Source organism: Corynebacterium freiburgense (assembly GCF_030408815.1).
GTDB lineage: Bacteria > Actinomycetota > Actinomycetes > Mycobacteriales > Mycobacteriaceae > Corynebacterium > Corynebacterium freiburgense.
This window is the reverse complement of sequence record NZ_CP047355.1, coordinates 265,275-288,065: the sequence shown is the minus strand read 5'-3', so window position 1 is coordinate 288,065 and position 22,791 is coordinate 265,275. Positions and strand designations below refer to the sequence as shown.

General features: G+C 51.2%; 23 protein-coding genes. 4 read left to right on the top strand and 19 right to left on the bottom strand.

Features of this window, described 5'->3' with window-relative positions; genetic code table 11:
* Window positions 1–6 precede the first annotated feature (6 nt).
* Both CFREI_RS01310 and CFREI_RS01305 read left to right on the top strand, forming a co-directional pair.
* Entirely contained in the window at window positions 7–252 is a 246-nt protein-coding gene (locus CFREI_RS01310) for a hypothetical protein (RefSeq protein ID WP_027012607.1), read from the top strand.
* A gap of 78 nt (window positions 253–330) precedes the next feature.
* Window positions 331–624 (top strand): ArsR/SmtB family transcription factor, encoded by a 294-nt coding sequence (locus tag CFREI_RS01305; RefSeq protein WP_027012606.1) that lies wholly within the window; start codon window positions 331–333, stop codon window positions 622–624.
* Here CFREI_RS01305 and rfbA read toward each other — a convergent pair.
* Genes rfbA through rfbB form a run of 3 tightly spaced genes read right to left on the bottom strand, consistent with a single transcriptional unit; the run spans window position 608 to window position 3,049 of the window.
* Window positions 608–1,480, bottom strand: coding sequence for a glucose-1-phosphate thymidylyltransferase RfbA (gene rfbA, locus CFREI_RS01300; protein ID WP_027012605.1), 873 nt, complete (start codon window positions 1,478–1,480; stop codon window positions 608–610). The genes CFREI_RS01305 and rfbA overlap by 17 nt on opposite strands.
* Window positions 1,480–2,061, bottom strand: coding sequence for a dTDP-4-dehydrorhamnose 3,5-epimerase (gene rfbC / locus CFREI_RS01295; protein WP_027012604.1), 582 nt, complete (start codon window positions 2,059–2,061; stop codon window positions 1,480–1,482). Before rfbC ends, rfbA begins: the two co-directional genes overlap by 1 nt.
* A gap of 10 nt (window positions 2,062–2,071) precedes the next feature.
* Window positions 2,072–3,049: a dTDP-glucose 4,6-dehydratase gene (rfbB, locus tag CFREI_RS01290; RefSeq protein WP_027012603.1), complete on the bottom strand. Its 978-nt coding sequence runs from the start codon at window positions 3,047–3,049 to the stop codon at window positions 2,072–2,074.
* A 129-nt stretch (window positions 3,050–3,178) separates the two neighbouring features.
* Here rfbB and CFREI_RS01285 point away from each other — a divergent pair, with 129 nt between their 5' ends.
* Window positions 3,179–3,394 (top strand): hypothetical protein, encoded by a 216-nt coding sequence (locus CFREI_RS01285; protein ID WP_027012602.1) that lies wholly within the window; start codon window positions 3,179–3,181, stop codon window positions 3,392–3,394.
* On the opposite strand, the gene CFREI_RS01280 is transcribed toward CFREI_RS01285, so the two are convergent.
* From CFREI_RS01280 to CFREI_RS01205, 16 genes are all read right to left on the bottom strand, one after another.
* The gene (locus CFREI_RS01280) at window positions 3,391–4,170 is read right to left on the bottom strand and encodes a potassium channel family protein (RefSeq protein WP_084170735.1); all 780 of its coding nucleotides are present in this window, start codon (window positions 4,168–4,170) and stop codon (window positions 3,391–3,393) included. The two genes, CFREI_RS01285 and CFREI_RS01280, sit on opposite strands and share 4 nt — an antisense overlap.
* Before the next feature lie 5 nt (window positions 4,171–4,175).
* Complete coding sequence (gene ccsB, locus CFREI_RS01275; protein WP_027012600.1) at window positions 4,176–5,039, bottom strand: c-type cytochrome biogenesis protein CcsB; 864 nt, start codon at window positions 5,037–5,039, stop codon at window positions 4,176–4,178.
* Window positions 5,040–5,048: 9 nt separating this feature from the next.
* Window positions 5,049–6,572 carry a cytochrome c biogenesis protein ResB gene (locus CFREI_RS01270; RefSeq protein ID WP_051255964.1) on the bottom strand — a complete coding sequence of 508 codons (1,524 nt, stop codon included), beginning with the start codon at window positions 6,570–6,572 and terminating at the stop codon, window positions 5,049–5,051.
* Window positions 6,573–6,620: 48 nt separating this feature from the next.
* Window positions 6,621–7,400, bottom strand: coding sequence for a cytochrome c biogenesis CcdA family protein (locus CFREI_RS01265; RefSeq protein ID WP_240483210.1), 780 nt, complete (start codon window positions 7,398–7,400; stop codon window positions 6,621–6,623).
* Window positions 7,400–7,993, bottom strand: a complete 594-nt coding sequence (locus CFREI_RS01260; protein ID WP_027012597.1) for a TlpA family protein disulfide reductase — start codon at window positions 7,991–7,993, stop codon at window positions 7,400–7,402. Before CFREI_RS01260 ends, CFREI_RS01265 begins: the two co-directional genes overlap by 1 nt.
* On the bottom strand, window positions 7,993–8,601 hold the full coding sequence (locus CFREI_RS01255) for a histidine phosphatase family protein (protein ID WP_027012596.1): 609 nt from the start codon (window positions 8,599–8,601) through the stop codon (window positions 7,993–7,995). Before CFREI_RS01255 ends, CFREI_RS01260 begins: the two co-directional genes overlap by 1 nt.
* The gene (hemL, locus tag CFREI_RS01250) at window positions 8,602–9,918 is read right to left on the bottom strand and encodes a glutamate-1-semialdehyde 2,1-aminomutase (RefSeq protein WP_027012595.1); all 1,317 of its coding nucleotides are present in this window, start codon (window positions 9,916–9,918) and stop codon (window positions 8,602–8,604) included.
* Window positions 9,919–9,942: 24 nt separating this feature from the next.
* The gene (locus tag CFREI_RS01245; protein WP_027012594.1) at window positions 9,943–11,298 is read right to left on the bottom strand and encodes a protoporphyrinogen oxidase; all 1,356 of its coding nucleotides are present in this window, start codon (window positions 11,296–11,298) and stop codon (window positions 9,943–9,945) included.
* Window positions 11,299–11,301: 3 nt separating this feature from the next.
* Window positions 11,302–12,420, bottom strand: coding sequence for a uroporphyrinogen decarboxylase (gene hemE, locus CFREI_RS01240; RefSeq protein ID WP_027012593.1), 1,119 nt, complete (start codon window positions 12,418–12,420; stop codon window positions 11,302–11,304).
* Window positions 12,421–13,487: 1,067 nt separating this feature from the next.
* On the bottom strand, window positions 13,488–15,932 hold the full coding sequence (locus tag CFREI_RS01235; protein WP_035111994.1) for a heavy metal translocating P-type ATPase: 2,445 nt from the start codon (window positions 15,930–15,932) through the stop codon (window positions 13,488–13,490).
* Window positions 15,925–16,425, bottom strand: coding sequence for a hypothetical protein (locus CFREI_RS01230; RefSeq protein ID WP_027012591.1), 501 nt, complete (start codon window positions 16,423–16,425; stop codon window positions 15,925–15,927). The genes CFREI_RS01235 and CFREI_RS01230 overlap by 8 nt, the downstream gene beginning before the upstream one ends.
* 7 nt (window positions 16,426–16,432) lie before the next feature.
* Window positions 16,433–17,407, bottom strand: coding sequence for a porphobilinogen synthase (hemB, locus tag CFREI_RS01225; protein WP_027012590.1), 975 nt, complete (start codon window positions 17,405–17,407; stop codon window positions 16,433–16,435).
* Window positions 17,408–19,066: a bifunctional uroporphyrinogen-III C-methyltransferase/uroporphyrinogen-III synthase gene (locus CFREI_RS01220; RefSeq protein ID WP_420834536.1), complete on the bottom strand. Its 1,659-nt coding sequence runs from the start codon at window positions 19,064–19,066 to the stop codon at window positions 17,408–17,410.
* A 151-nt stretch (window positions 19,067–19,217) separates the two neighbouring features.
* Window positions 19,218–20,075, bottom strand: coding sequence for a hydroxymethylbilane synthase (gene hemC / locus CFREI_RS01215; RefSeq protein WP_027012588.1), 858 nt, complete (start codon window positions 20,073–20,075; stop codon window positions 19,218–19,220).
* The gene (locus CFREI_RS01210) at window positions 20,068–21,339 is read right to left on the bottom strand and encodes a glutamyl-tRNA reductase (RefSeq protein WP_084170734.1); all 1,272 of its coding nucleotides are present in this window, start codon (window positions 21,337–21,339) and stop codon (window positions 20,068–20,070) included. Before CFREI_RS01210 ends, hemC begins: the two co-directional genes overlap by 8 nt.
* 69 nt (window positions 21,340–21,408) lie before the next feature.
* Complete coding sequence (locus CFREI_RS01205) at window positions 21,409–21,657, bottom strand: glutaredoxin family protein (RefSeq protein WP_027012587.1); 249 nt, start codon at window positions 21,655–21,657, stop codon at window positions 21,409–21,411.
* Between the two features lie 78 nt (window positions 21,658–21,735).
* Here CFREI_RS01205 and CFREI_RS01200 point away from each other — a divergent pair, with 78 nt between their 5' ends.
* A complete protein-coding gene (locus CFREI_RS01200) occupies window positions 21,736–22,758 on the top strand; it encodes an HAD-IB family hydrolase (protein WP_027012586.1) in 1,023 nt (340 codons plus the stop codon).
* The last annotated feature ends 33 nt before the right edge of the window (window positions 22,759–22,791 follow it).

Here is a 22,791-nt window from a genome sequence, read left to right as displayed (position 1 = left end):
TACGCCGTGGGTCGGCTACTACTGCTTTTACTTATTGTTGTCGCTGTGGTGTTGGTTTGGAAAGCGTTTGGCCCCAGTACCTGGAAGAAGCCTGAACCGCCCGCGATTAAAGGGCCAGATGATGATGAAGAATTTCTATGGAACCTGGAGAAAAACCGATTTAAGCAACGCCGGGCGGAGGAATTGGCTCGCGAGGAAGAGGAGCGTAAACGGTTAAATCGTAGGAAATATAACGATGAACAGGAAGAATAAAAGAGTTCTTGTTTAGATATATACATTAAGGTTAGACGAAGCTATGTTAGGTGACCCATAGTCGGCTATATTGATCACATGACCTCGATCAGTCACGACGTAAACAATCGGGCCAGCTTATTATTTAAAGCATTGAGTGATCCCACCCGCCTCCGCCTGTTATACCTTGTTGCAGAACATAGTCAGGGTGGGGATATTTGTTCATGTGACCTTTCTGAAGCCCTAAAAGTGTCCGCACCCACCGTGACGCACCATATGAAAAAACTATCGGCTGCCGGCCTAGTACAAAGGCAGCAACGAGGAAAATGGGCTCACTATAAGGTAAACCCAGAGACATTCGAGCAGGTAGATTCGCTTATTCGTACGATGTAGCTAAAATGCCTAATAAGTAATCGCCATAGCCTGAGGCACGTAAGGATTCAGCACGAGCACGCAAAGCTTCGTCACTTAAATAACCCATCCGCCAAGCAACTTCCTCCGGGCAGCCAATTTTAAGACCTTGGCGTTGTTCGATTGCCCGCACAAAATCACCAGCCGCCAGCAAAAGTTCAACGGTTCCGGTATCTAGCCAAGCGGTTCCACGTGGCAATACCTCAACCTGGAGTTTCCCTTGGGCAAGGTAGGCGTTATTGATGTCAGTGATTTCCAATTCACCGCGAGGTGATGGTTGAAGAGATTTTGCAATAGCTACCACTGAGTTATCGTAAAAATACAGTCCCGGCACAGCATAGGAAGACTTCGGGTGGCTCGGTTTTTCTTCCAGGGATATAGCCCGGCCATCGTCGGAAAACTCTACTACTCCATAAGCGCTAGGATCTGCCACGCGGTAGGCAAAAATTACGCCGCCATCGGGGTTTGTAAAGCGACGTAGTTGGGTACCCAACCCCGCACCATAAAACACATTGTCGCCAAGAATCAACGCTACAGAGTCTTCGCCGATATGTTCGGCACCAACAATAAAAGCGTCTGCTAAACCACGCGGATGGTCCTGTGTAGTAAACGTGAGCTGGATTCCAAATTGTGATCCATCGCCAAGAAGGCGTTCGAATTGCGGAAGGTCTTTTTCAGTAGTAATAATCAGGATTTCGGTAATGCCCGCCAACATTAAAGTAGAAAGCGGGTAATAGATCATGGGTTTGTCATATACCGGCACTAATTGCTTGCTCACCCCAAGCGTTATCGGAAAGAGCCGAGATCCCGTACCACCAGCAAGAATAATCCCTTTCATTACGCCTCCCGCAGGGTTTGTTCATACGCTAAACAGGCAGCATATGTGGGCAGTGGGGCGTCGAAAAGCGTTGCGGCTGCAGTGTCGCGCGGGGAGAGTATGTGGTCACCTTCAGGCCATGGGAGCGCCAAATTAGTATCAAACGGTGTGATTGTGTGTTCGGTTTGCGGTGAGTATTCAGCCGTGGTGAGGTATGCCACGGTGGAGTCTTCAAGCGCGAGGAACCCATGCGCAAATCCAATTGGAATAAACATTCCATTTCGCTGCTGCTCCGAAAGCTCCACCGCAATATGCTTACCAAAAGTTGGAGAACCAGTGCGAATATCTACAACAATGTCTAAAATTCGCCCAACAGGACAGATCACAAATTTTGCCTGTCCTGGCGGCACTTCTGCATAATGCATTCCACGCAATACCCCCGCCGTAGACGTACTCATATTGGCTTGACGCAATTCAAACCTGTATCCGAGCGCTGATTGAAATTCCTCTGCACGGAACCATTCATGGAATGTACCTCTTTGATCCGAATGGCACACAGGTTCGTTTACATATACTCCAGGGAGTTCAAGTTCGCGCAGCATAGATATCAGTTTAATGGAGTATTTCTTCGTGCTGAGCGTAGGTTTTTTCGGCTGCTGCAAAGGACTCGCGCCACCATTGCGGATGTGCCCGGTACCACTCCACAGTTTCCGCGAGCCCCTCTTCAAATGTCCGCTGCGGCCGCCACCCCAGGGCTCGGGTACTGGCAGGATCAATTGCGTATCGACGATCATGCCCCGGACGGTCCGTGACATGTACAACGTCACCACCAATCAGCGTTTGAAGTTGGTACACCACATCTTTATTGGAACGTTCACCGTCTGCACCAATAAGATATGTCTTTCCAATTTCTCCCCGCTCAATAATCGTCCAGACCGCATCATTATGGTCGTCCACATGGATCCAATCTCGAATATTATTACCACTACCATAGAGCCGCGCTGGGCGACCATGAAGAAGATTGAGTATTTGCCTAGGAATAAATTTCTCGGGATGTTGCCGTGGCCCATAATTATTAGAGCAATTGCTAAGAGTGGCCTGTAAACCATACGAACGCACCCAAGCCCGGACCATATGGTCGCTTGCGGCCTTCGACGCAGAGTAAGGGCTCGAAGGGTTATAGGGGGTATCGGGGGTAAAACGTGAGGGGTCCGTAAAAGATAAATCTCCATATACCTCATCTGTGGAAATATGGTGGAATCTCACGCCGTGTCGTGCACAAGATTTTATTAAATTTACAGTGCCTTCTATGTTTGTTCTTACAAACGCTAAGGGGTCGCGTAATGAATTATCGTTGTGACTCTCAGCGGCGAAGTGCACGACAAGATCATTTTGCGCAACCAAATCTTCAACAAGCTCTGAGCTGCATATATCCCCTTCCACAAGGCGCACTCCAGTTCCTTTAAGGTTTTCTGGATTTGCTGCATACGTCATTTTATCGAGCACGGTAATTTCTATATCGCGAGCAAGGGAACGATGAACAAAATTAGATCCTATAAATCCGGCACCACCGGTTACGAGTACTCGCATAGTGCCCATCCTACCGCTCATGAAATTCACCTTTTTCTATTTATCAGTTTTGTACAAATAAAATTGGGACTGTTGATGCGCCTGTCGAATAAGTAGAATTACTGCCACCGACTGAGAGAGGAACAGCATATGTCAAACACTGCACAGACTCGGGTAACAGTAAACATGCCGGCAGAAGTGGTGGATATGATCGGCACCATTGCAAAACGCGATGGCACACACCGTACTGGCGCGTTATTGCGGTTATTACGAATCGCTTCATATGTAGATAATGCGGTTGCTTCGGGGTCGAATGTAATTATTAAAGACCGCGATGGTAAAGCACGCATTGTAGATTTTGTTTAAATTTCACGTTCTCGGAGTTTGGCCACTTCTTCACGTAAAGCTGCGGTTTCCTCACGCAGCTTTTGCAATTCTTGAAGAATAACGGCCTCCCCAGAACGTTCAGTTTGCTCAATCTGCTGCGCCAACCAAGAAACTGCAGAGGCAGTTACCACACCCACCAGGCCAATACCACCAAGCATTAGTAATGCAGCGGCCAGGCGGCCTTCAACAGTAACCGGGGCGATATCTCCGTATCCCACTGTTGTCACTGTAACTACGGACCACCACAGCGCATCCCAATATGTATGCACTTCAGAGTGCGCAACATTCCGCTCTGCCGCATATAGTGTTAATGATCCAATAAGCAAGATAAGTAAGGTTGTTACCACTGTATATAGCGCCACTGTGACACGAATATTCGCAGCAGCGAATCGCTGGAACACCAACAATATACTTACTAAACGCAATACCCGCAGTGGCCGGAACATCGGCAGAATCACTAATACTAATTCATGCGGATGCCGGAAAAACCACTGCATTTTCTTCTCTGCTAAAGCAAAGCGAACCAAATAATCAATCGCAAATGCTGCCCAAATGCACCATAGGCCAGCATCTGCAATTTTGACATTTCCTAGCTCTAGCGAAGACCAAAGATAAAAACCTAAAAACACTAAAGAAAGCACCAGCATTGGGCCTTCAACACGTCGTTCCCAACGCTCGCGTGCCGTGGCCTCTGGCGGGATCTCCGGATTAAAAATTTCCCGGAGAATTCCAAGAGAGGTTTGAAGATAAGGCATGTGCCCTAGTTTAGTCCTGCATACGAATGCAATCCCGAAACAACTTGATTAATAAAGAAGAGATTAAACACCATTGTTGCAAACGCCAGAACATTAATCCATGCCGATTTCTCAGCAAGCCAACCGGCAGTTGAACGAGCATGAAGGTAGGCGGCATAAAGCATCCAGGTCACAAATGACACAGTTTCTTTAGGATCCCATCCCCAGAATCGACCCCATGCGGCCTCTGCCCATAAAGCGCCCAACACAATACCAAGGCCAAAAACTGGGAGTGCCCAAATGCCGCAGCGGTATGCCACCATATCTAGGGTTTTCGCACTTGGCAGAGGTTTTGCAAGTTTCCCGAAGATCCCCGTTTCTTCCCCTTGGGGCTGCTTATTTCGCAGAATATATGCCAGGGACGCTGCACCGGAGATCAAACCAACACCCGCACCAATGGATACCACAGATACATGGAATGGAAGCCAGAAAGATCGAAGCGCTGGAACAACCGGCGCGGATTCGGAATATAAAACGGTGCCGTTATAGAACAAAAGGGCAAGCACGGGGGTGAGGATCCACGGCCATAAAGCGCGGAGTTCGCGTTTTTGAATAATAAACGCAGCCACCGCCATAGCAATCAGTGTCGTAGTTGCCACATATTCATAGAGGTTTCCCCAAGGGAATCGATTAGCTGATAATCCACGGAGCACTACGCTCACTCCGTGAATAATCAGCCCCAACCAAATAAGCGTTTGAGTCATACCGGCAGTTTTTTCGGAACTGCGGGTGTATGACACTAACGACATCACAAGAGCGAACGTATACACCAACACTGCCGTTTTATACGACAGGTCAGAGAAGTTGGCATATGTCTGATTGATTGGCATGGATAAACCCTACTCTTCTTCTTCTGGAAGTCCTAGCAGCTTACGGTGGAATTCTTGGTACTCATCGCCCCATCCCGCTCGGTCTGTTCTGGCAAGGCCAGCCGTCACCACTCGAGTCCCCTTATCTTCTGGATAGAAACGAACCCAAATTCGGCGACGTTTAACGCTTACCGAGCCAATTAAACCAACCAATGTCAGCACTGTTGCAAGTAGAACCCATATTTGCGTGGGGTCATGACTTACCTGAAGATTCGCAAATTCTTTTGCACCATCGAAAGTTATTTTGGTCCCGTCATCCAAAGTGACCGATTCTCCAACACTCAAATTGACGCGTTCGAGTTTTTGCAGTTGCCCAGAATGCAAGAGCCCCGGATCAAGACTAAAAAGGGATTGCCCCCGCCCAGTATCGAGCCCAGCATCACCGCGGTACACATCAATAGCGATTGCCGGATCACGCATTGCTGGATAGGAAGAGGACAACAGTTCACCTTTTTCACCGGTCCAATGTGCTGTTGGCGCAAAAAGGCCTTGGATAGCAATTTGATGTTGGCGCCGTTCCATAAGATCGGGATACATTCCGGCGGGCGGATCAAAGCGCATCACTCCAGACGATAGGAAGTACGTTGGATCGTCTGGGCGGAATTGCACCGTATGAGTGCGCTTTTCCCCATTCGGCCATGTCACTGTGACTTCTGGGGCGAATCCGTGTCCTTGCAGGTAGATTCGGTCACCTGCAATACGTAACGGATGGTTGACTTGTAGTTGGTACGGTTCCCAACTTTCGGGATCCGAAAATATGTCTGCAGTCCAACTCACATTTGAGTTGAATTGCTCGGCTTGCCCATTTGGCAAGTAGTCTGCCGAGAAATCATGTACATCTATACAGAATGGGTGGAGGTTTGTGCCGTCAACTAGCGCCCCGGCGCGAAATGAATCAAAGTTGGCTACAGCGGTATTGCAGAATTGCGAGTTTTCTGTACCAGCAACCACAATGACTTGCCCTTCATAGTAAAGCATTCTGCCCAGCCCCACGCTCACTAAGATGCCTACCAGTCCCAGGTGGAATACCAGGTTATAGAACTCACGGGCGTAGCCTTTTTCGGCGCTTATCGACGCCGCGCCATCACGGTCCTCTTCTGGGTTATAGGTTGCTATTTTCCATCTGGGCAGCAAACTCCGAGCCCGTTTCGTAAGCTCTTCTATCGGGGCGTCGCTAAGCGTGGTATTGCTCAATGGCAGGCGATCAAGGCGTTTTGGCCCGCGCACTGGTGGAGTTTGCATCGCCTTATAGTGCTCCCATGAGCGCGGCAGAATACAACCAATAAGGGAAATAAACAGCAGCACATAGATGGCCGTAAACCATGAAGAACTAAAAACATCAAACAGCTGCAATTTATCGTAAATTTCAGCGGTCTTACCATTATTAGCTATATATTCAATGACTTTCGATTCATTGAGCGATCGCTGCGGCAATAGTGCACCAGGGATTGCGCCTAAAGCCAGCAAAAACAGCAGCACTAGCGCAGTGCGCATACTGGTTAGCCAGCGCCATCCACGAAGAATGTATTGCACTATTTCCTCCTAAATCAATGTGGCGCCAAATTCCACGGTCCATTGACGAACCCAGGAAATAAACACCGCCCACTGGCCTGTCACCAAAGACAAACCAACAATAACCAGCGCAATGCCACCAATAACCTGTAACCGATGCGAATACTTCCGCAACCACCCAACCGTACCCATTGCACGCGCCGAACCCAATGCTGCCAAAATAAACGGAATCCCCAAGCCCAAACAATACGCAATAATCAGCACAACACCCCGCGCCGCAGTCATGCCTTCAGTACCAGCAGACACTGAAATAATCGCTGCTAGTGTTGGCCCTAAACACGGTGTCCACCCCAGCGCAAATACCCCGCCCAATAGCGGCGCCCCCAACCAAGTAGACACCATTTTTGGCTTAAACCTATGCTCCGTTTGCAACATAGGTACGGCTCCCATAAACACCAAGCCCATAAGAATGGTCACCACTCCCCCAATGCGCTGCAATATCTCCGCATTTAGTGTTAATGCTTGAATAGCCCCAAACACCGTTGCGGTAGCAAGCACAAACACCACTGTAAAACCGGCGACAAATAACAATGCCGCACCCGCAACACGGCGCCTTCGGGTAACTCGCACTTGCTCACCTTCAAACGCAACCGAGGCGCCCACAACACTTGCCAAATAAGACATATAGCCTGGCACTAATGGCACCACGCACGGGCTTGCAAACGATACCAAACCAGCCAGCATCGCCGCACCCAAAGCCAGAAGCAAAGGACCCTGTCCGGCGACATCAGCGAAATACTCCGCCACTATTACTCCTTTAATAACGGCTCGGTGATAGCGAGGACATCCTTAGCGGTAACCTCACGTAAAAATACCGCAGCTGGACGGTGCTGTTTGTCCAAAACAATCGTGGTGGGAATCACGGACGCCGGAACTCCGCCCATAGCGCCAGCGGTTTTAAAGGGCGGATCATAAATACTCGGGTAGGTTAAGCCATTATCCTCAGTAAAATCGCGTGCCGCATCCGCATTAAAATCCCGCACATTAATGCCTAATACCGTGCCTTGATCTCCCAAGGCTTCATGTACTTCCTGCAGATCATCGGATTCACTCCGGCAAGGGGCACACCATTGGCCCCAAGCATTGATTACCACGACCTTGCCTTGAAAATCCTGCAATGAGATTTTCTTATCTGGGTCTTGCAGACTTTCCCCAGAAAATTGTGCGATAGGTTTGCGTTCTTCGGCTGGATAGGTGATTTCTGTTTTCCCGCCAGGGGAAACAAAAGTCCAGGTTCCGCCAATTGCAACAGCATCCTGTCCGGCTGTTTGATCAGCACTACACCCGGCAACGCCTAAAGCCATTGCCGCAATGGCGGCGACAATACTGGACTTTCGGTTCATTAGATCTCCCTGGCAGGCTCAGAATAGAAAATATCTGTGATGTCATTATCTAGGAACACCAGCGATGTCACACTTGCCAATTCACACTGACGAGCGGATGGATTATGAGCAAGCGGCAACCCCCGTACCCGTCGCTGCACACAGACAATAGGCAATTGGTGAGTTACCAGAATAGCTTCCCCACCTTCTGCCTTGAGCCGGGCACGTTTTACCGCAACCATCATCCGCCGACAAATATCCTCATAATGCTCGCCCCAACTGGGCAACAGAGGATTTTTCATAAGCGGCCAATACTTTGGGCTCCACAATTGCGAACGTACTCCCCGAACCCGTAGCCCTTCGAACTGGTTTCCAGCTTCCAAGAGATCATGGTCAATTTCGGGCTCTAGGCCCGTGACTTCCGCAAAAGGTTCCGAGGTTTCCAGCGCACGCTGCAACGGAGACGACGCTAAAAACCGCACCGAATGCCCCGCAAAACTTTTTGCCGTTGCGGCAGCTTGGCTACGCCCACGAGCAGAAAGATGGTACCCCGGGATCCTGCCATACAGGATTTTATCTGGGTTATATACCTCACCATGCCGGACAAGGTGAACGATAGTGCGGCTCATTTAGTGCTCCTTTGCGGCGGCAGCTGCTCGTGCGGCAGGAATAAGCGCCGCCTCAATCTTTTCGAAATCACTATCGGTAAGGGCACTCGATACAAACCAAGTTTCAAATACCGATGGTGAAACAAACACACCGTTATCCAACAGGGCATGGAAGAAAGGTGCAAACCGGAAGGTTTCTGCAGCTTTCATATCCGCAAAATTATGCCCTTTACCAGCCGCAAAGCGAACCGACAACATATTCGAAGCGCGTTGGATATTATGCACTACCCCCTCACGGGCCAATGCTTCGCTTACAAGTTTGGATAGCGTATCCGCATGCTTATCTACGGTCGCATACACTTCGGGCGTCGCTAGCCGTAATGATGCCAAGCCCGCCGCAACCGCAACAGGATTACCTGACAATGTGCCCGCCTGATACACCGGCCCCTGCGGCGCCAAATACTCCATAATTTCTCGACGCCCACCAAACGCGGCCGCCGGTAACCCTCCGGAAACCACTTTGCCAAAGGTTGTAAGGTCGCCAGCCACACCATCAATGCCATACCAACCTTGCGCTGATGTGCGAAAACCCGTCATGACTTCATCCAAAATCAGCAATGCCCCATGCGCGTGTGCGATCTCTTTTAACTTCGCATTAAACCCAGGCAGTGGAGCTACCGTACCCATATTGCCTGCCGCTGCCTCAGTAATAATGCAGGCAATCTCGTCGGGATGCTCATCAAATGCGCGCTGCACCGCAGCAATATCATTGTAAGGAACGACAATTGTGTCCCGCGCCGTCGTGCCTGTCACGCCGGGGGTATCCGGCAATGAAAACGTAGCAACACCGGAACCCGCACTCACCAATAACGCATCCACATGCCCGTGATAGCAGCCCTCGAACTTCAGGATTTTCGAACGCTCCGTAAACCCACGTGCCAACCGCACCGCAGACATGGTTGCTTCCGTCCCGGAATTCACTAAGCGGACCTCATCCACGCTGGTACGCGAAATAATCAACTCCGCCAGCTCAACCTCCCCCATGGTTGGTGCCCCAAACGACAAGCCTTTCGACGCCGCTTCCGTCACTGCCGCGACAATCTCCGGGTGAGCATTACCCATAAGCATTGGACCCCACGAGCAAAACAGATCCACATACTCATTGCCATCCACATCAACCAGGCGGCTACCCTTCGCACTCGCAATAAACCTAGCCTGGCCCCCAACCGAGCCAAAAGCCCGTACCGGAGAATTCACACCACCCGGAATAACCGCCCGGGCACGATCAAAACACTCAGCAGAATGCTGGGTATAAGCAGAAGTAGGGGAAGAAGTCATAATCCTCATTCTATTGGGGCACCACTAAGAATCGGACACTAAACGACGCGCCGCCGCCCGAGCACCGGCAATAACATTAGGTACTCCCACGCCATCAGCCCAAGCACCAGCAACTTCCACGTGCTCAATATCCGCAAGCGCTTCCCGAACACGTGCAACCGTATCTAAATGAGTCTCACTAAACCTTGGTAACCCTCCATACCACGGCTGCACAAAAATCTCCGAAACACCCGCAGCCCGGCCATCAAAACCAGTCACCGTCTGCAAATCATCTAGGGCAATATCAACAAGTTCGTCCTCGTCCAATCGCAAAGCCGAATCATCACCAAATCGACCAAACGACACTCGAACCAGCGCCCCACCCCGCGCCCCCAAATGCGGCCACTTCTTGGAAGAAAACGTAAACGCCTTGGCCTTCACATCGGTAGCATCGGCAGCCACCAACACCCCAGAATGCTCAGGCAACCCGGCATCAGAATCAAACTTCAAACCAACCACAACAGAGCTAGCCAATTGCACTTGCTTTAACTCTACCGATGCCTCAGGGCACACATCCTTAAATAACACCGCAGCCGTAGGCGCCGGGGTAGCCACCAAAACGCGATCATAATCCTGAAGATACTTCTGCAGTGAAGTTACAAAAGTATCAATATGAATATCGGCGCCAGACTGTTCTGCCAATGCCTCGTATAACGTGGCATATCCACCCTCAAAAGCACCAAACACAGACTTTATCGAAGGCTTCGGCCGACGTTCCAATAGACCCCGTACAGCCGCCGATAATGTCACCGGTTCACCCGACTCAGCCAACCGATCCAAAGCAGCAGCCAAAAACGGAATAGTAGCCCGCACCCCCAGATCCTCAGCCAGGCATGAATACACCCCACCTAAAAGTGCCGAGACCAAACGGTCCGTAATCTCCTGCCCAAACCGAGAAGTCACCAACTCCCCCAAACTCATATCCCCACCAACCTGCCACTCGATTGGGGCGGCGGTTGCCTCGGCGTCGATAAGCGCACAAGTTTCCGCACTTACCAAAGCACGCACACTCTCAGAGCTGGCCGGGACCCCCATTATCTGCCCCTGTGGCAAATCATGCAAAGCCCCCTCAGAATACACCAATGAGCTTAAACCCGATCCATGCACAACCCGATCAGCAATACCCAGCTGCTCAAAAAACTCCAATGCATCAGATCGGATAGCCAAAAACGCCTCTGCCCCCATATCCGTTGGACCGTCATTAAACGCAACAGTACGAAGCTTTCCCCCAATGCGATCTGTCGCCTCAAACACATCAATCGTCGCATCAGGAACTAATTGACGAACCTCGAACGCCACCGACAACCCCGCAAGACCGGCACCAATAATCGCCACACGCATGACTTACTCCTCAGAATTAATAAAGGACGAATGAATAATCGAAACAGCGTCCGTAATAGCCTGCGGGTCAGTATTCGGAAGAACACCATGCCCCAAATTAAAAATATGCCCCGAAGCAAAGCCGCCAGCAATCGCCCGCGAAGCCTCCCCCAGAATCCTCTGCACCTCTCTTGCAATAACACCACGGTTGGTAAACAACAATGCAGGATCCAAATTCCCCTGCAACACCAATGGGCCAACCACACCAGCTACACGCTCCGCAGCCACATCCAAAGGCACACGCCAATCCACACCAATCACATCAGGACCAGCCTCAGCCATAGCACCCAAGAGCTCACCAGTGCCAACGCCAAAATGAATACTTGGAATCGACGCGGAACTGGTGTGGTTGGTGGAGGCTTCTTTTGCTGCCTCGAAAATTTGCGCAGAGTATGGAAGGACAAATTCGCGATAATCCCTCTCCGAAAGGAACCCTGCCCAGGAATCAAACAACTGCCAGGCGTCAATCCCAGCTGTGATCTGAGTCTGAAGGAACCGAGTAATCGTTGGAACCAAACGCTCCATAAGCGCATGCCATGCCTTCGGTTCAGCATGCATCATCGACTTGGTAATCTCATGATTCTTGCTGGGGCCACCCTCCACTAAATAACTTGCCAATGTAAAAGGAGCACCCGCAAAGCCAATCAGCGCCTGAGTGTTTGATAATTCCCCCAAGATAAGACCAATACCTTCAGCAACTTCGCTGACTTCATGATCCAGAATTGGCAAAGCACCAACATCCGCGAAACTACGAATGGGATTTGCCACAACAGGGCCGCGGCCTGGAACAATCTCCACATCCACACCAGCTGCTTTTAATGGCACCACAATATCCGAAAAGAGAATCGCAGCATCTACATCATGGCGGCGGACTGGCTGCAGCGTAATCTCTGCCAACAATTCGGGCATAAAGCAAGAATCCAGCATTGGGATTCCTTCACGGACCCTGCGGTATTCGGGCAATGACCGACCAGCCTGCCGCATAAACCAAACTGGAGTTCTGGTCGGAGTGCGGCCGGCGATCGCATCAAGGAAAGGTGCCTGAGACAACGAGCGTCGTGAACTATGAGAAGCGCTGGTCATGCGGTAAATCATGCCCTAAATACAAATGTTCAGCAAAGCAAGCCGACCCTAATACTGCAAACGTTCCTACCATGACCAGCTCAAACTAAAGTTTGACATATTGAGCGGGTGGGACAATGTGGGGTAACCAACAGTTCAGTCCAATAACGGAACGAACGTTCACCCGATACGAGGGCATGACCCAAATACGCTACTTAAATTTCCAACCAAGGACATAAAATTCGGGTGCGGAATATTGCAATGGACAGAAAACCGAATTCTCGGACGAAGTGACACAAAGTTATGAGGTTTGGGGGGTTGGAGGTTGGAAGTTGAAAGAGCTTGAGGGACGGGAAGGTCTGGAGCAGGACTAGGGGCCTAGCTGGGCCTGGGAAAGGCCTAGCCGGGCCTGGGAAAGGCCTAGCCGGGCCTGGGAAAGCCAGATTTGTGTTGTGGGCTTTTGGTCTTGGGGTGTGAGCTGGGGAAACGTGGCGATGAGTTGTGGGTGATGTGAAATCTGCCTTTATTGGGTGGTGGGGTGGGTTAGATCTGCCTGATATTCGGGCGCGTTGGCTGGTTTTCGGGGCGTTTGATAGGCCCACCCTATTGAACTAGTGATGTTTTCATCCGGAGTGTCACAGATTCCATAAAACAAGCCCGTTCCAGTGGGATTTGTGACAACAGCCCATATTGTACACAATCGTTGACCTGGGGTTTGTCGCAGATTCCATAAAAACGAAGAAAAAAATGGAATCTGTGACAGGATCCCTACCTATCGTGTCACAAATTCCATAAAATCCGCCGAAAAAATGGAATCTGTGACAACACGCCCAACCAGCACCCAAGAAGGACCGGCCAGTACCCCAAAAGACAGAGCGCCTCTCGGCCGGCAGCCCCAACCAGACCAACCAGCCTCCAAAAAGACCACTCAGCCCTAATCAAATCCCAGGTCATCGGACGCGCACAATAAAACCACAAGCACACAACCAAACCACCGGCCACAAAGCCATCGAGAACCAAGAAAGCTTGTTACTCCGAGTGGGAATAGGGTTCACGGTAAGTATGGGGTGAAGAAAATCCTGGTTCAGTCAGAAGCTTCGGGCACGGTTTGAGCGGTATTCAATGAGGAGCGAAGATCCGATCATCATGATTGTGGCCGCCATTGGGTGCACCACACCAAGGGCGGAAAGGACCATGGCGACACCATTGTAAATCCAGGCAAGGAGGATGTTTTGGTCGGCAAGCCGCGAGACTTTCCGGGCGATAGACACCATATCTACTACTGCGTTGACGTCATCTCGGAGGAGCACTACGTCAGCTTCCGGGAAGTCGAGGGAGTCTTCGCCGATGAGTACGCCTACATCGGCAACACGGAGGCTGGACAATACTGAGGAGTCGCCGACCAGTGCAACAGTTGCCCCTCGGGCATGGACGCTGCGGACTGTTGCTTCTTTTCGTGTGGGTCCAATTCCTGCGAGGACGTTGGAGATTCCTAAGTGATCGGCGAAGCGCCTGGCTACTGGATAGGTATCTCGGGTAAGCATTACGGTATCCAACCCCATGGCTTCAAGGGACTGGATTGCGTCAACTGCATCGTCTTTTACTTTGTCTTGGAGAGTGATTACACCTCGGGGTTTACCACGCCAACTGACTACAAGAGGTGTGCCACCGGATACAGCAGCATTGGCAAGCCGACCATTAAGGTCGGAAAGATCTCGGGGGCGCCAAAGTTCAGCATTGCAGGCGCGAAGTTCGTTACCAGCTGGGATTTCGACCATGCCAGTGAAATTGCCGTCTTCGGTGACATTGAGGTGGGTGACTTCAATCCAGTGGGGGATGTCTCCACCAGTTCCTGCGTCTCGGGCTTCGCGGGCTGCGCGAACAAGGGCGCGGGAGGAGGGGTGGTCGCTTTCAATGGCCAGGGCTCCGGCGACGCGTAATACGAGTTCGGGGTTTTCTCCGACTGCAGCGGTAACCGTTTCCACTTTCATTTCACCTTGGGAAAGAGTGCCAACCCGGTTGAAAATCATTGTGGTTACATCGTCGATTTCGCGGAGTTTTTCGGCGCTGCGAATAAGGATGCCTTTGCGGGCGGCGGATTCAATGCCAAAGCGCATAGCCAAGGAAGTTGACAGGGCAAGTGCAACAGGAGCGACGCACGCGAGGATTGCTAGTGCGGTGGCAAAAGCTGCGCTGATATTCCCGCCAATAAGCCACCAAAGTCCGAAGTCGACGAGCGCTGCAGTGAGTGCCCACGGGACGAGAAGGGAGGCGCTTCGGGTGGCTAGTTGTGCGGAGCGGTTTTGGTATTTACTGGATTCAAGAATCCAGCGGCGGATCGCGGCGTGGCGAGTTCGAGAACCGGCGCGTTGGACACGGATTTTTAGGGGACCACCACGGTTTATCGAGCCAGCATATACCTGGGAATTTACCTTGACTTTACAATTCCCGCCGCCAATAACCCCTTGTTCCACATCGGCGGCGCCACCAATAACTTGGCCATCGGAAGGTATTACGCCATTTGTGGGGATAATGATGTCGTCACCAACCCGGATTTCTTGAACCGGGATCGTGTGTTTCATCGGTTTAGCAGTTCGAGGGTCTTTGCGGACCACCGTGACATTGCCTAGGTCGCCGAGCTTCGTGGCGTCGAGAAGACTGGCCCTAGTGCGTCGGCCAAGCACTCTGCCTAAAAGCAACAACATGGTGATGCCGCACGCGACGTCGAAAAACAATTCACCATCGGAAATAATATTGTGGTCAATCGCGAACCATTGGCTGGTGGCGTGATACCCAATATTGCCTGCGCGCGTCCATACCAGCATTATGGCGGACCAAATATATGCTGCGGTAATAGCCACCGAACTTGCAGAATCCAAAGCGGACATGCCACGCCTTAATCCCGCAGCCATGGCACGGTGAAATGGCCAAGCTCCCCATGTGACCACCGGAGTGGCAAGGAAAAGGCACGCCCACTGCCAGTAATCAAATTGGAAGCTGGCAAAAAAGCTCATAAGGAGCACCGGCAAGGATAGTACTGAGCTGACAACAAGCCTGGTTTTTGTGATCAGGCCCCGGGCGGTAAAAAGCACGTCCGTATCATCTTCACGGACTCTGCGCTGTTCTTTGCGTTCTTCCTCAACATGGCGGTGACGTTGCGAAGAACGACGAACCTCCAGGCGTTGCGCACGCCGATGCAATGAAGACTGCGTAAGCTCAGCAGACACGCCATGTTCGGCGAGGACCTCGACAATTTGGCTGGGCTGAAGGGAATCCGGAGCGGAAATCCAGACAGTATTCGAGGGGTAAATAATTGTGACTAGAACACCATCAATATCACGAAGAGCTTGCTCAATTTCCCGAACATGCAGCACCGACTTTAAACCCTCAAGCTCTAAAGCAAAGGTTGTAAGCGGACCTTTTGTACTAATGTAGCTGCTATCTAAACCCGCCTTGCGCGCAGCCGCTTTAGCTTCATCAATGGCAATAGCAGTACGCTCGGCGGAGCTTTGCAATTCATGTGTATCAACCATGCTGTTCCCCAGTCCACATAAGGGACTCAGGGCGTGTCACAAGATATACCGCCATAATTGCGCACACGCTCACCACAATCTGGACGCAGCCATCAAGAATAACAAGCGCATCAGGTAGGGCAAGTCCCAATGGTACGAATACAATAATCAAACGAATACCCAAGTAAACGCCGAAAAACAGCAGTGTTCTTCGGGCAAAACCTGCATATTGGCCACCCCGACTCAACACCAAGGACATCCATAACACCACGCACATAATCCCAATGGCAAGGACACCCGGAATAGCGATCAAAGTGTAGGTAGTGACATTAATGTGGGCATCAGTAAAGTTTGGTTGCTGTGAAACAATCTGATCTTCAACTTGCTTCCGCCAAATCTCTGGCGTGAGAAAACCCATAACAATACTCAAGATCTGATGCGCAATTTCTAACACCACAACCCAAAGCCAGAGATGAGACGCTAAAAGAATAGATTCGGGTTTTTCTTTAGCCATGGTTCCCCTAAAGTTTACGGGCAATATCTGTGGCGAAGTATGTAAGAATCTGATCCGCACCTGCTCGCTTAATCCCGAGCACCGATTCCATCATGGCGGCATCACGATCGATCCAGCCATTACGTCCTGCGGCTTCGATCATTGCGTACTCACCAGACACTTGATATGCGGCAACTGGGACGGTCACACGCTCTGCAATAGCTTTTAATACGTCGAGATAAGGCATTGCCGGTTTGACCATAACAAAATCCGCACCTTGCTCAATATCCAGATCAACTTCTAATAAGGATTCTTTAAAATTCGCCGGATCTTGCTGATATGTACGGCGATCACCGACCAATGAAGAACCGACCGCATCCCGGAATGGTCCGAAAAACGCGGAGGCATACTTCGCTGAATACGCCATAATAGCTACTTCGGAGAAACCAGCGGTATCAAGCGCCTCCCGAATAGCTAGGACCTGGCCGTCCATCATGCCGGAGGGGCTGACAATATGTGCCCCAGCTTGGGCTTGTGCCACAGCCATCTGCTGATAGTAAGGCAAAGTTGCATCATTATCGACGATCTGGGCGCCAAAGTTATCAGTATCTACAACGCCGCAGTGACCATGGTCAGTAAATTCATCCAAGCAGGTATCCGCCATAATCATAAGGTCATTGCCAAATTCTTCCCGCAATGACGCAATACCTCGGTTTAAAATGCCCTTTGGATCCCAAGATCCCGAACCTACAGCATCCTTGACCCGTGGAACCCCAAAAAGATCTACACACCGAATACCGGCATCTAACGCCTCATAAGCAACCCGCTTTAGTGAATCAAACGTATGCTGATACACCCCCGGCATCGAAGGAACTTCTCGGGGGCGGGTAATACCTTCCGCAATAAAGAGCGGAAGAATTAAATCCGCAGGGCGCAGCGTTGTTTCGGATACTAACTCACGCATCGCCTCATAATTCCGCAAACGCCGTGGACGACGGATCATTTAGCTACTCCTTTTACGACGCTTCTTCCGTGGTGGTGGTAATTGACCTGCCGCACGCAAACTTGCAACATGGGCGGCCAAGGCGTCGACAAGCGCAGCAACACTGGCTTCTTCGGGTTGTACATCAACGCGGAGGCCAGCCTCACGAGCAGCTGCCGCTGCCATAGGTCCAATACAAGCAATAATCGTACGCTGATGTGGCTTTCCTGCAATCCCCACCAGATTTTTCACAGTAGAAGCTGAAGTAAAGCACACAGCATCAAAGCCGCCAGACTTAATCATGTCGCGCACTTCGGCACTTGGAGGAGCCGCCCGAACCGTACGATACGCCGTAACGTCATCAACCTCCCAACCTAAATCCGTCAGCCCATCCACCAATACATCAGTTGCAATATCCGCACGTGGCAGTAGCACCCGGCTCACCGGATCCAATTCCGAATCAAACTCTGGGAATACCGCAACCAGCCCACGAGCATTTTGCTCAGTACGATCAGGCAATAACTCAGGAGAAATGCCCAACTCCCGAATTGCGGCAGCCGTCTTCTCCCCCACCGCCGCAATACGTACCCCCGCAAATGCGCGCGCATCAAGACCAAATTCAGTGATTTTCTCCCACAATGCATTGACTGCATTAACGCTAGTTAAGGCCACCCACTGATAGCGCCCCTCAACAATGCCTTTAACAGCACGTTCCATTTGTGCAGGGTTTCGTGGTGGTTCCACAGAAATAGTAGGTACCTCTTGCGGAATGGCACCATGCGAGGCTAATCGTGCACTCATGGGTCCGGCCTGCTCTTTGGCACGGGGCACCAATACTCGCCAGCCATAAAGCGCGCGATTCTCCCACCATGAATACTTCGTGCGATCATCCACGCCTTTACCAAGAGTCACTACGAGCGTGCCGGGCATATCACCATTGAGCTTGCCTAAAGTACCCAAAGTTGTGTCATAGGTGCGTTGTAAACGAGTTGTGCCATTGACAGTTACAGACACCGGCAAATTCGTTGCTAAACCACGCGTTTTCAGCTCGCCAGCAATAGTTTTCAGATCCTCCGCAACTGCCTGCAGGACAATAGGCTGCGGGGCTTGTGCCAAACGATCCCAATCCAAACCTTGGGAAACATGCGTCTCCGTGTAGGTAGAGCCCAATGCAATACCCGCAAATGCTGGCACGGTGGAAGGCACCGACATGCCTGGAACCACCTGGAATTCCAAGCCGGCATCGGCCACAGCATTAATTTCTGCGAGCACCCGCTCATTATTTAGCGGATTTCCAGTAACAACACGAACAACATCATGCCCTTGGGAAACTTCTTGCGCCAAGGCCGCAGCAATGTCCTCTGCGGAACTATCCAAAGCAACATCAATAATATTTGCCGCTGTAGGACCTTCGGGACGGGGCGGACGCCTCCGCGCCCCCGCTTCCCGCGCCTGCTCGCACAATGCCTCGTATTCTTTCTCCGCAGCACGCAAACGCTCAATCGGGACTTCTAATTCACTAGCTATCACTTTGCGCACGCCAGGAAGAACTTGGGGGTCGACATAGGCCACCGCAGTATTGCCCAGCACGTCACGGGCACGGACCGTTAATAAATCCGGATTGCCCGGCCCAGCACCCACAAAAATGACAGTGCCTACCGACGAGGGGACGTAACTCATACAGTTCATTTCTTTAAAAGAGACCAACACCAGCGTAAACGCACACGCGCGCCCAATTGCAAAAACCTTAAGCGGACCTATTTGCAAAATGGGCGCATGCCATGTGGTAAGTCAACGATAAATCATCAGCGCGGCGTTAGCGAATACACAGCTAACGTAACAGCTCAGCGGCACCTCGATCCAATAGCGTTGCCGCTGCTCGTTGGCCTAATTCCACAGGATCCTCGCCAGTGAAAGAATCCACTAATTTTGTTCGACCATCCAATGCAAACACACCAGCAACCAATGTTGTGCCAATAGCGTAGGCCGCGACAGGGGCAGTACAGCCCGCTTCCAAACGGTTTAGCACCACGCGCTCAGCAGTGGTCTGCCAAGTAGCTTCTTCGCACACTAAATGTTGGATAGCTTCGGCGGCATTCGGATTTGCTTCCACTGCCAGTGCACCTTGCGCTGGGGCTGGCAAAAACACGTGTGGGTCAAAAAGTTGGCTGGCTTTTTGGAATAACCCAATACGCTGCAAACCGGCGGCGGCAAGAATTACAGCATCTAGATCTATACCAACCCGCGCGATTCGAGAATCCACATTACCCCGCAAAGGCACAATATTGAGGTCCGGTCGCATCGCTTTCAATTGCGCAATACGTCGTGGTGCACCGGTTCCAACGGTAGCGCCGTTTGGCAGTGTTTCCAGAGTGTAGTCATCGCGTGCGATCAAGGCTTCGCGGGCATCAGCACGACGCGGAATAACCATTTGGAATCGTGAATCTGGCACAGTGGGCAAATCCTTGTAGGAATGTACCGCAATATCACACTCGCCACGCGCCATAGCTTCCCGCAATGCTTGAGTAAACACACCGACGCCAATGCGTTCTACTGGATCATGGGACTGATCGCCTGGTGTGGAAACGATAGTCAGTTCGCATTCATAGCCTTGCGCCTGGATAGCATCACGAACATGTCGCGCCTGCGTCCGTGCCAGTTTGCTACCTCGAGTGCCGATCTTAAGCATTTGTTTTCCTCGCTGCGGGTTCTGTTTCTAAACCAAAGAGTTCTTGTAATGCCGACTCATACGAAACAGTACCCGAACGGGCGGCCAATTCCTTGACTTTCACGGTAGGAGTATGAAGCAATTTATCTACCACTCGACGCACTGTACGAGTTACTTCCTCCCGTTCATTTTCGCTCATCAAAGGAGTTCGCTGGGTCAACCGGGCTAGCTCAAGTTCTACCAGCTCAGAAGCCTGCCTGCGCAATGCGGCAACTGCGGGTACAACATCGCGAACACGCTGTGCAGACGTATAAGCATCCAATTCCTGTGCCACAATATCTAAAGCATCAGTCTGCATTGTTGCTTCCTTTCGCGCGCGATGTAAACGCTCAATATTCACAAGATTCACATTTGGCAATTCACCAACCTGATCATCAATATCACGAGGCATAGATAAATCAATCAACACTAAATTACGATGCTTTGGGATATTTTCAGGAGTCACCGTAAACGTGTCCGCTCCCGTGGCTGATACCACAATATCGACGTGTGCCAATGCCTCAGCCCGCCGATCAAAGTCCACTACATCCGCAGGTACGTTCGCTTCTCGCGAATGCTCAGCCAGAATTTCAGCACGACTACGTGTTCGATTTGCCAAAATGAGTTTTGCTACACCCATACGGCCCAGGTGTGTTGCCGCCAGCGACGCCATTACCCCCGCCCCAAGCACCATTGCCGTTTTCCCCTCAAGTGTTTGATCACCTAAGGCCTCATCAAACGCAAATGACACCATTGACGCCCCAGCATCATCAATATCGGTCTCTGAGTGGACTCGCTTGCCCGTATGCAGTGCACACTGCGCGAGGGAGTGCAAAAAGGGCCCCGCACTCCCCTGAGTGCATGCTTGCTGGTATGAGGTTCGCACCTGACCGATAATTTGCTGCTCCCCCACAACCATCGAATCCAAGCCAGAAGTCACCACAAGCATATGTTCAGCCGCAGCATCCGCATACCGAACATAAAGATGGCTGCGCAAAACATCAATATCGACGCCGCTGACTTCATGAAGAACATCAACAACTTCCGCGACACCAGTATTGAAGCTCGTAGTCACAACATAAATCTCAAGCCGGTTGCAGGTAGATACAATCATGGCCTCAGACAGCGACGGACACGCCATTAGCTTCGCCACTGTTGCATCTTGGGCAGCACTGTCTAAACTCACCTTTTCAAGTACAGTGACAGGCGCTGACCGGTGCGACATGCCCACTACAAGCACGCTCATAGGCCACCTTTCGTTCCGCATTTATCAACCAAAAGGATGATGTATAACCGTATCCTGATCAGCCCGCCGCTACAACAAAGCCTGTACTAACTCCGCTAGGTCAACCTCCCAACATGCAAATTCTTCATTATCTAGCAGCACTACAGGTACCCGGTCACCAAATTCCAATGCTAAAGCGGAATCTTGATCAACGTCTACAACTTCAAACGAGGCCCCTGTTTGTATAACAGGAACTTCAATTTCCTGGCGTATGCGCTCACATGATCCACAGGTTGCGCGGACCAAAAGTTGCACCGAATGGGGTTGAGGTAGTTTCATTTTTCCTTACACCTATCGAAGTTGCCTACGATTGAAGACGATACCTGTCCCCGTCTCGTTTAATGAGGAAACACCTACGTGACAACCCCCGGTTATGAACCTGCCCCTGAGGATTTCTTAGCTAGTCTCAGCGCCTCACGAGGCAATCTCAGGCGTTTTCTTGAGGAACACGCATTCCGCCCTGTCGGCGATGCAGAACAACGTACCGCCGGGTTGGCAGCCGTAGCAGAGGTATTCGGATTAGAGGTCGGGGATTTCGCCTCAGGTATTGAAACGGTCTCAGGCGCGATTGAAGCCGCAGACAAGTTCGAAACCAAAAATCCAGATGCACGACTTCATCAAGGTATAGGACCGGCTGCAGCGTTCTTTGACGTGGATAATACCCTGATCCAGGGGGCCTCAATCATTGTTTTTATGATGGGGCTGGCGCGGCGTCGTTACTTTAAAGCAAATGAAATGATTCCGCTAGCGTGGAAGCAAATTAAATTCCGCGTGACTGGTAAAGAAAACGCTAATGATGTAGCCCAGGGGCGGCAACAAGCACTGGAGTTTATTAAAGGCCGCTCAGTAGATGAGCTTGTTGCACTCTGCGAGGAAATTGTCGACGACCGCATGGTTGAGAAAATCTGGCCAGGCACACGTAGGCTCGCCGAAATGCACCTGGCCGAAGGCGAACAGGTATGGCTTGTTACTGCAACCCCCGTACAACTCGCACAAATTCTCGCCCGTCGACTCGGTTTTACCGGGGCACTTGGCACTGTAGCCGAGGTGGAAAACGGACTTTTTACTGGCCGCCTTGTGGGCGATATTCTTCACGGCCCGGGAAAACGCCATGCAGTAGCTGCGCTAGCGGCGGTGGAAAAACTGGATTTAAGCAGGTGCACTGCTTACTCGGATTCCATTAATGATATCCCCATGCTTTCAATGGTCGGAACCGCAGTTGCAATCAATCCAGATTCAAAACTGCGGCGTGAAGCGACCCGACGCGGCTGGCAGATTCAGGACTACCGGAATATTCGTAAAGCGATTCGCACTTATGGTTTACCAACACTTTTAGCAGCATCACTTAGCTATCGCCGGTGGCGGGGACGCAAAAAGTAATACACTGACCCCCGATGAAACAAAAAGTCGCCC

Excerpts from the sequence above, each read along its gene's own strand:
- CFREI_RS01235 (WP_035111994.1), bottom strand. The coding sequence starts at position 15,932 with ATGGTTGATACACATGAATTGCAAAGCTCCGCCGAGCGTACTGCTATT.
- CFREI_RS01270 (WP_051255964.1), bottom strand. The coding sequence starts at position 6,572 with ATGCGCACTGCGCTAGTGCTGCTGTTTTTGCTGGCTTTAGGCGCAATC.
- CFREI_RS01245 (WP_027012594.1), bottom strand. The coding sequence starts at position 11,298 with ATGCGTGTGGCGATTATTGGTGCCGGTCTTGCGGGGTTGTCGGTGGCG.
- hemL (WP_027012595.1), bottom strand. The coding sequence starts at position 9,918 with ATGACTTCTTCCCCTACTTCTGCTTATACCCAGCATTCTGCTGAGTGT.
- CFREI_RS01280 (WP_084170735.1), bottom strand. The coding sequence starts at position 4,170 with ATGCCTTATCTTCAAACCTCTCTTGGAATTCTCCGGGAAATTTTTAAT.
- hemB (WP_027012590.1), bottom strand. The coding sequence starts at position 17,407 with ATGATCCGTCGTCCACGGCGTTTGCGGAATTATGAGGCGATGCGTGAG.
- CFREI_RS01255 (WP_027012596.1), bottom strand. The coding sequence starts at position 8,601 with ATGAGCCGCACTATCGTTCACCTTGTCCGGCATGGTGAGGTATATAAC.
- CFREI_RS01285 (WP_027012602.1), top strand. The coding sequence starts at position 3,179 with ATGTCAAACACTGCACAGACTCGGGTAACAGTAAACATGCCGGCAGAA.
- ccsB (WP_027012600.1), bottom strand. The coding sequence starts at position 5,039 with ATGCCAATCAATCAGACATATGCCAACTTCTCTGACCTGTCGTATAAA.
- CFREI_RS01210 (WP_084170734.1), bottom strand. The coding sequence starts at position 21,339 with ATGAGCGTGCTTGTAGTGGGCATGTCGCACCGGTCAGCGCCTGTCACT.
- rfbA (WP_027012605.1), bottom strand. The coding sequence starts at position 1,480 with ATGAAAGGGATTATTCTTGCTGGTGGTACGGGATCTCGGCTCTTTCCG.
- CFREI_RS01305 (WP_027012606.1), top strand. The coding sequence starts at position 331 with ATGACCTCGATCAGTCACGACGTAAACAATCGGGCCAGCTTATTATTT.
- CFREI_RS01260 (WP_027012597.1), bottom strand. The coding sequence starts at position 7,993 with ATGAACCGAAAGTCCAGTATTGTCGCCGCCATTGCGGCAATGGCTTTA.
- rfbB (WP_027012603.1), bottom strand. The coding sequence starts at position 3,049 with ATGCGAGTACTCGTAACCGGTGGTGCCGGATTTATAGGATCTAATTTT.
- CFREI_RS01220 (WP_420834536.1), bottom strand. The coding sequence starts at position 19,066 with ATGAGTTACGTCCCCTCGTCGGTAGGCACTGTCATTTTTGTGGGTGCT.
- rfbC (WP_027012604.1), bottom strand. The coding sequence starts at position 2,061 with ATGCTGCGCGAACTTGAACTCCCTGGAGTATATGTAAACGAACCTGTG.
- CFREI_RS01230 (WP_027012591.1), bottom strand. The coding sequence starts at position 16,425 with ATGGCTAAAGAAAAACCCGAATCTATTCTTTTAGCGTCTCATCTCTGG.
- hemE (WP_027012593.1), bottom strand. The coding sequence starts at position 12,420 with ATGACCAGCGCTTCTCATAGTTCACGACGCTCGTTGTCTCAGGCACCT.
- CFREI_RS01205 (WP_027012587.1), bottom strand. The coding sequence starts at position 21,657 with ATGAAACTACCTCAACCCCATTCGGTGCAACTTTTGGTCCGCGCAACC.
- hemC (WP_027012588.1), bottom strand. The coding sequence starts at position 20,075 with ATGCTTAAGATCGGCACTCGAGGTAGCAAACTGGCACGGACGCAGGCG.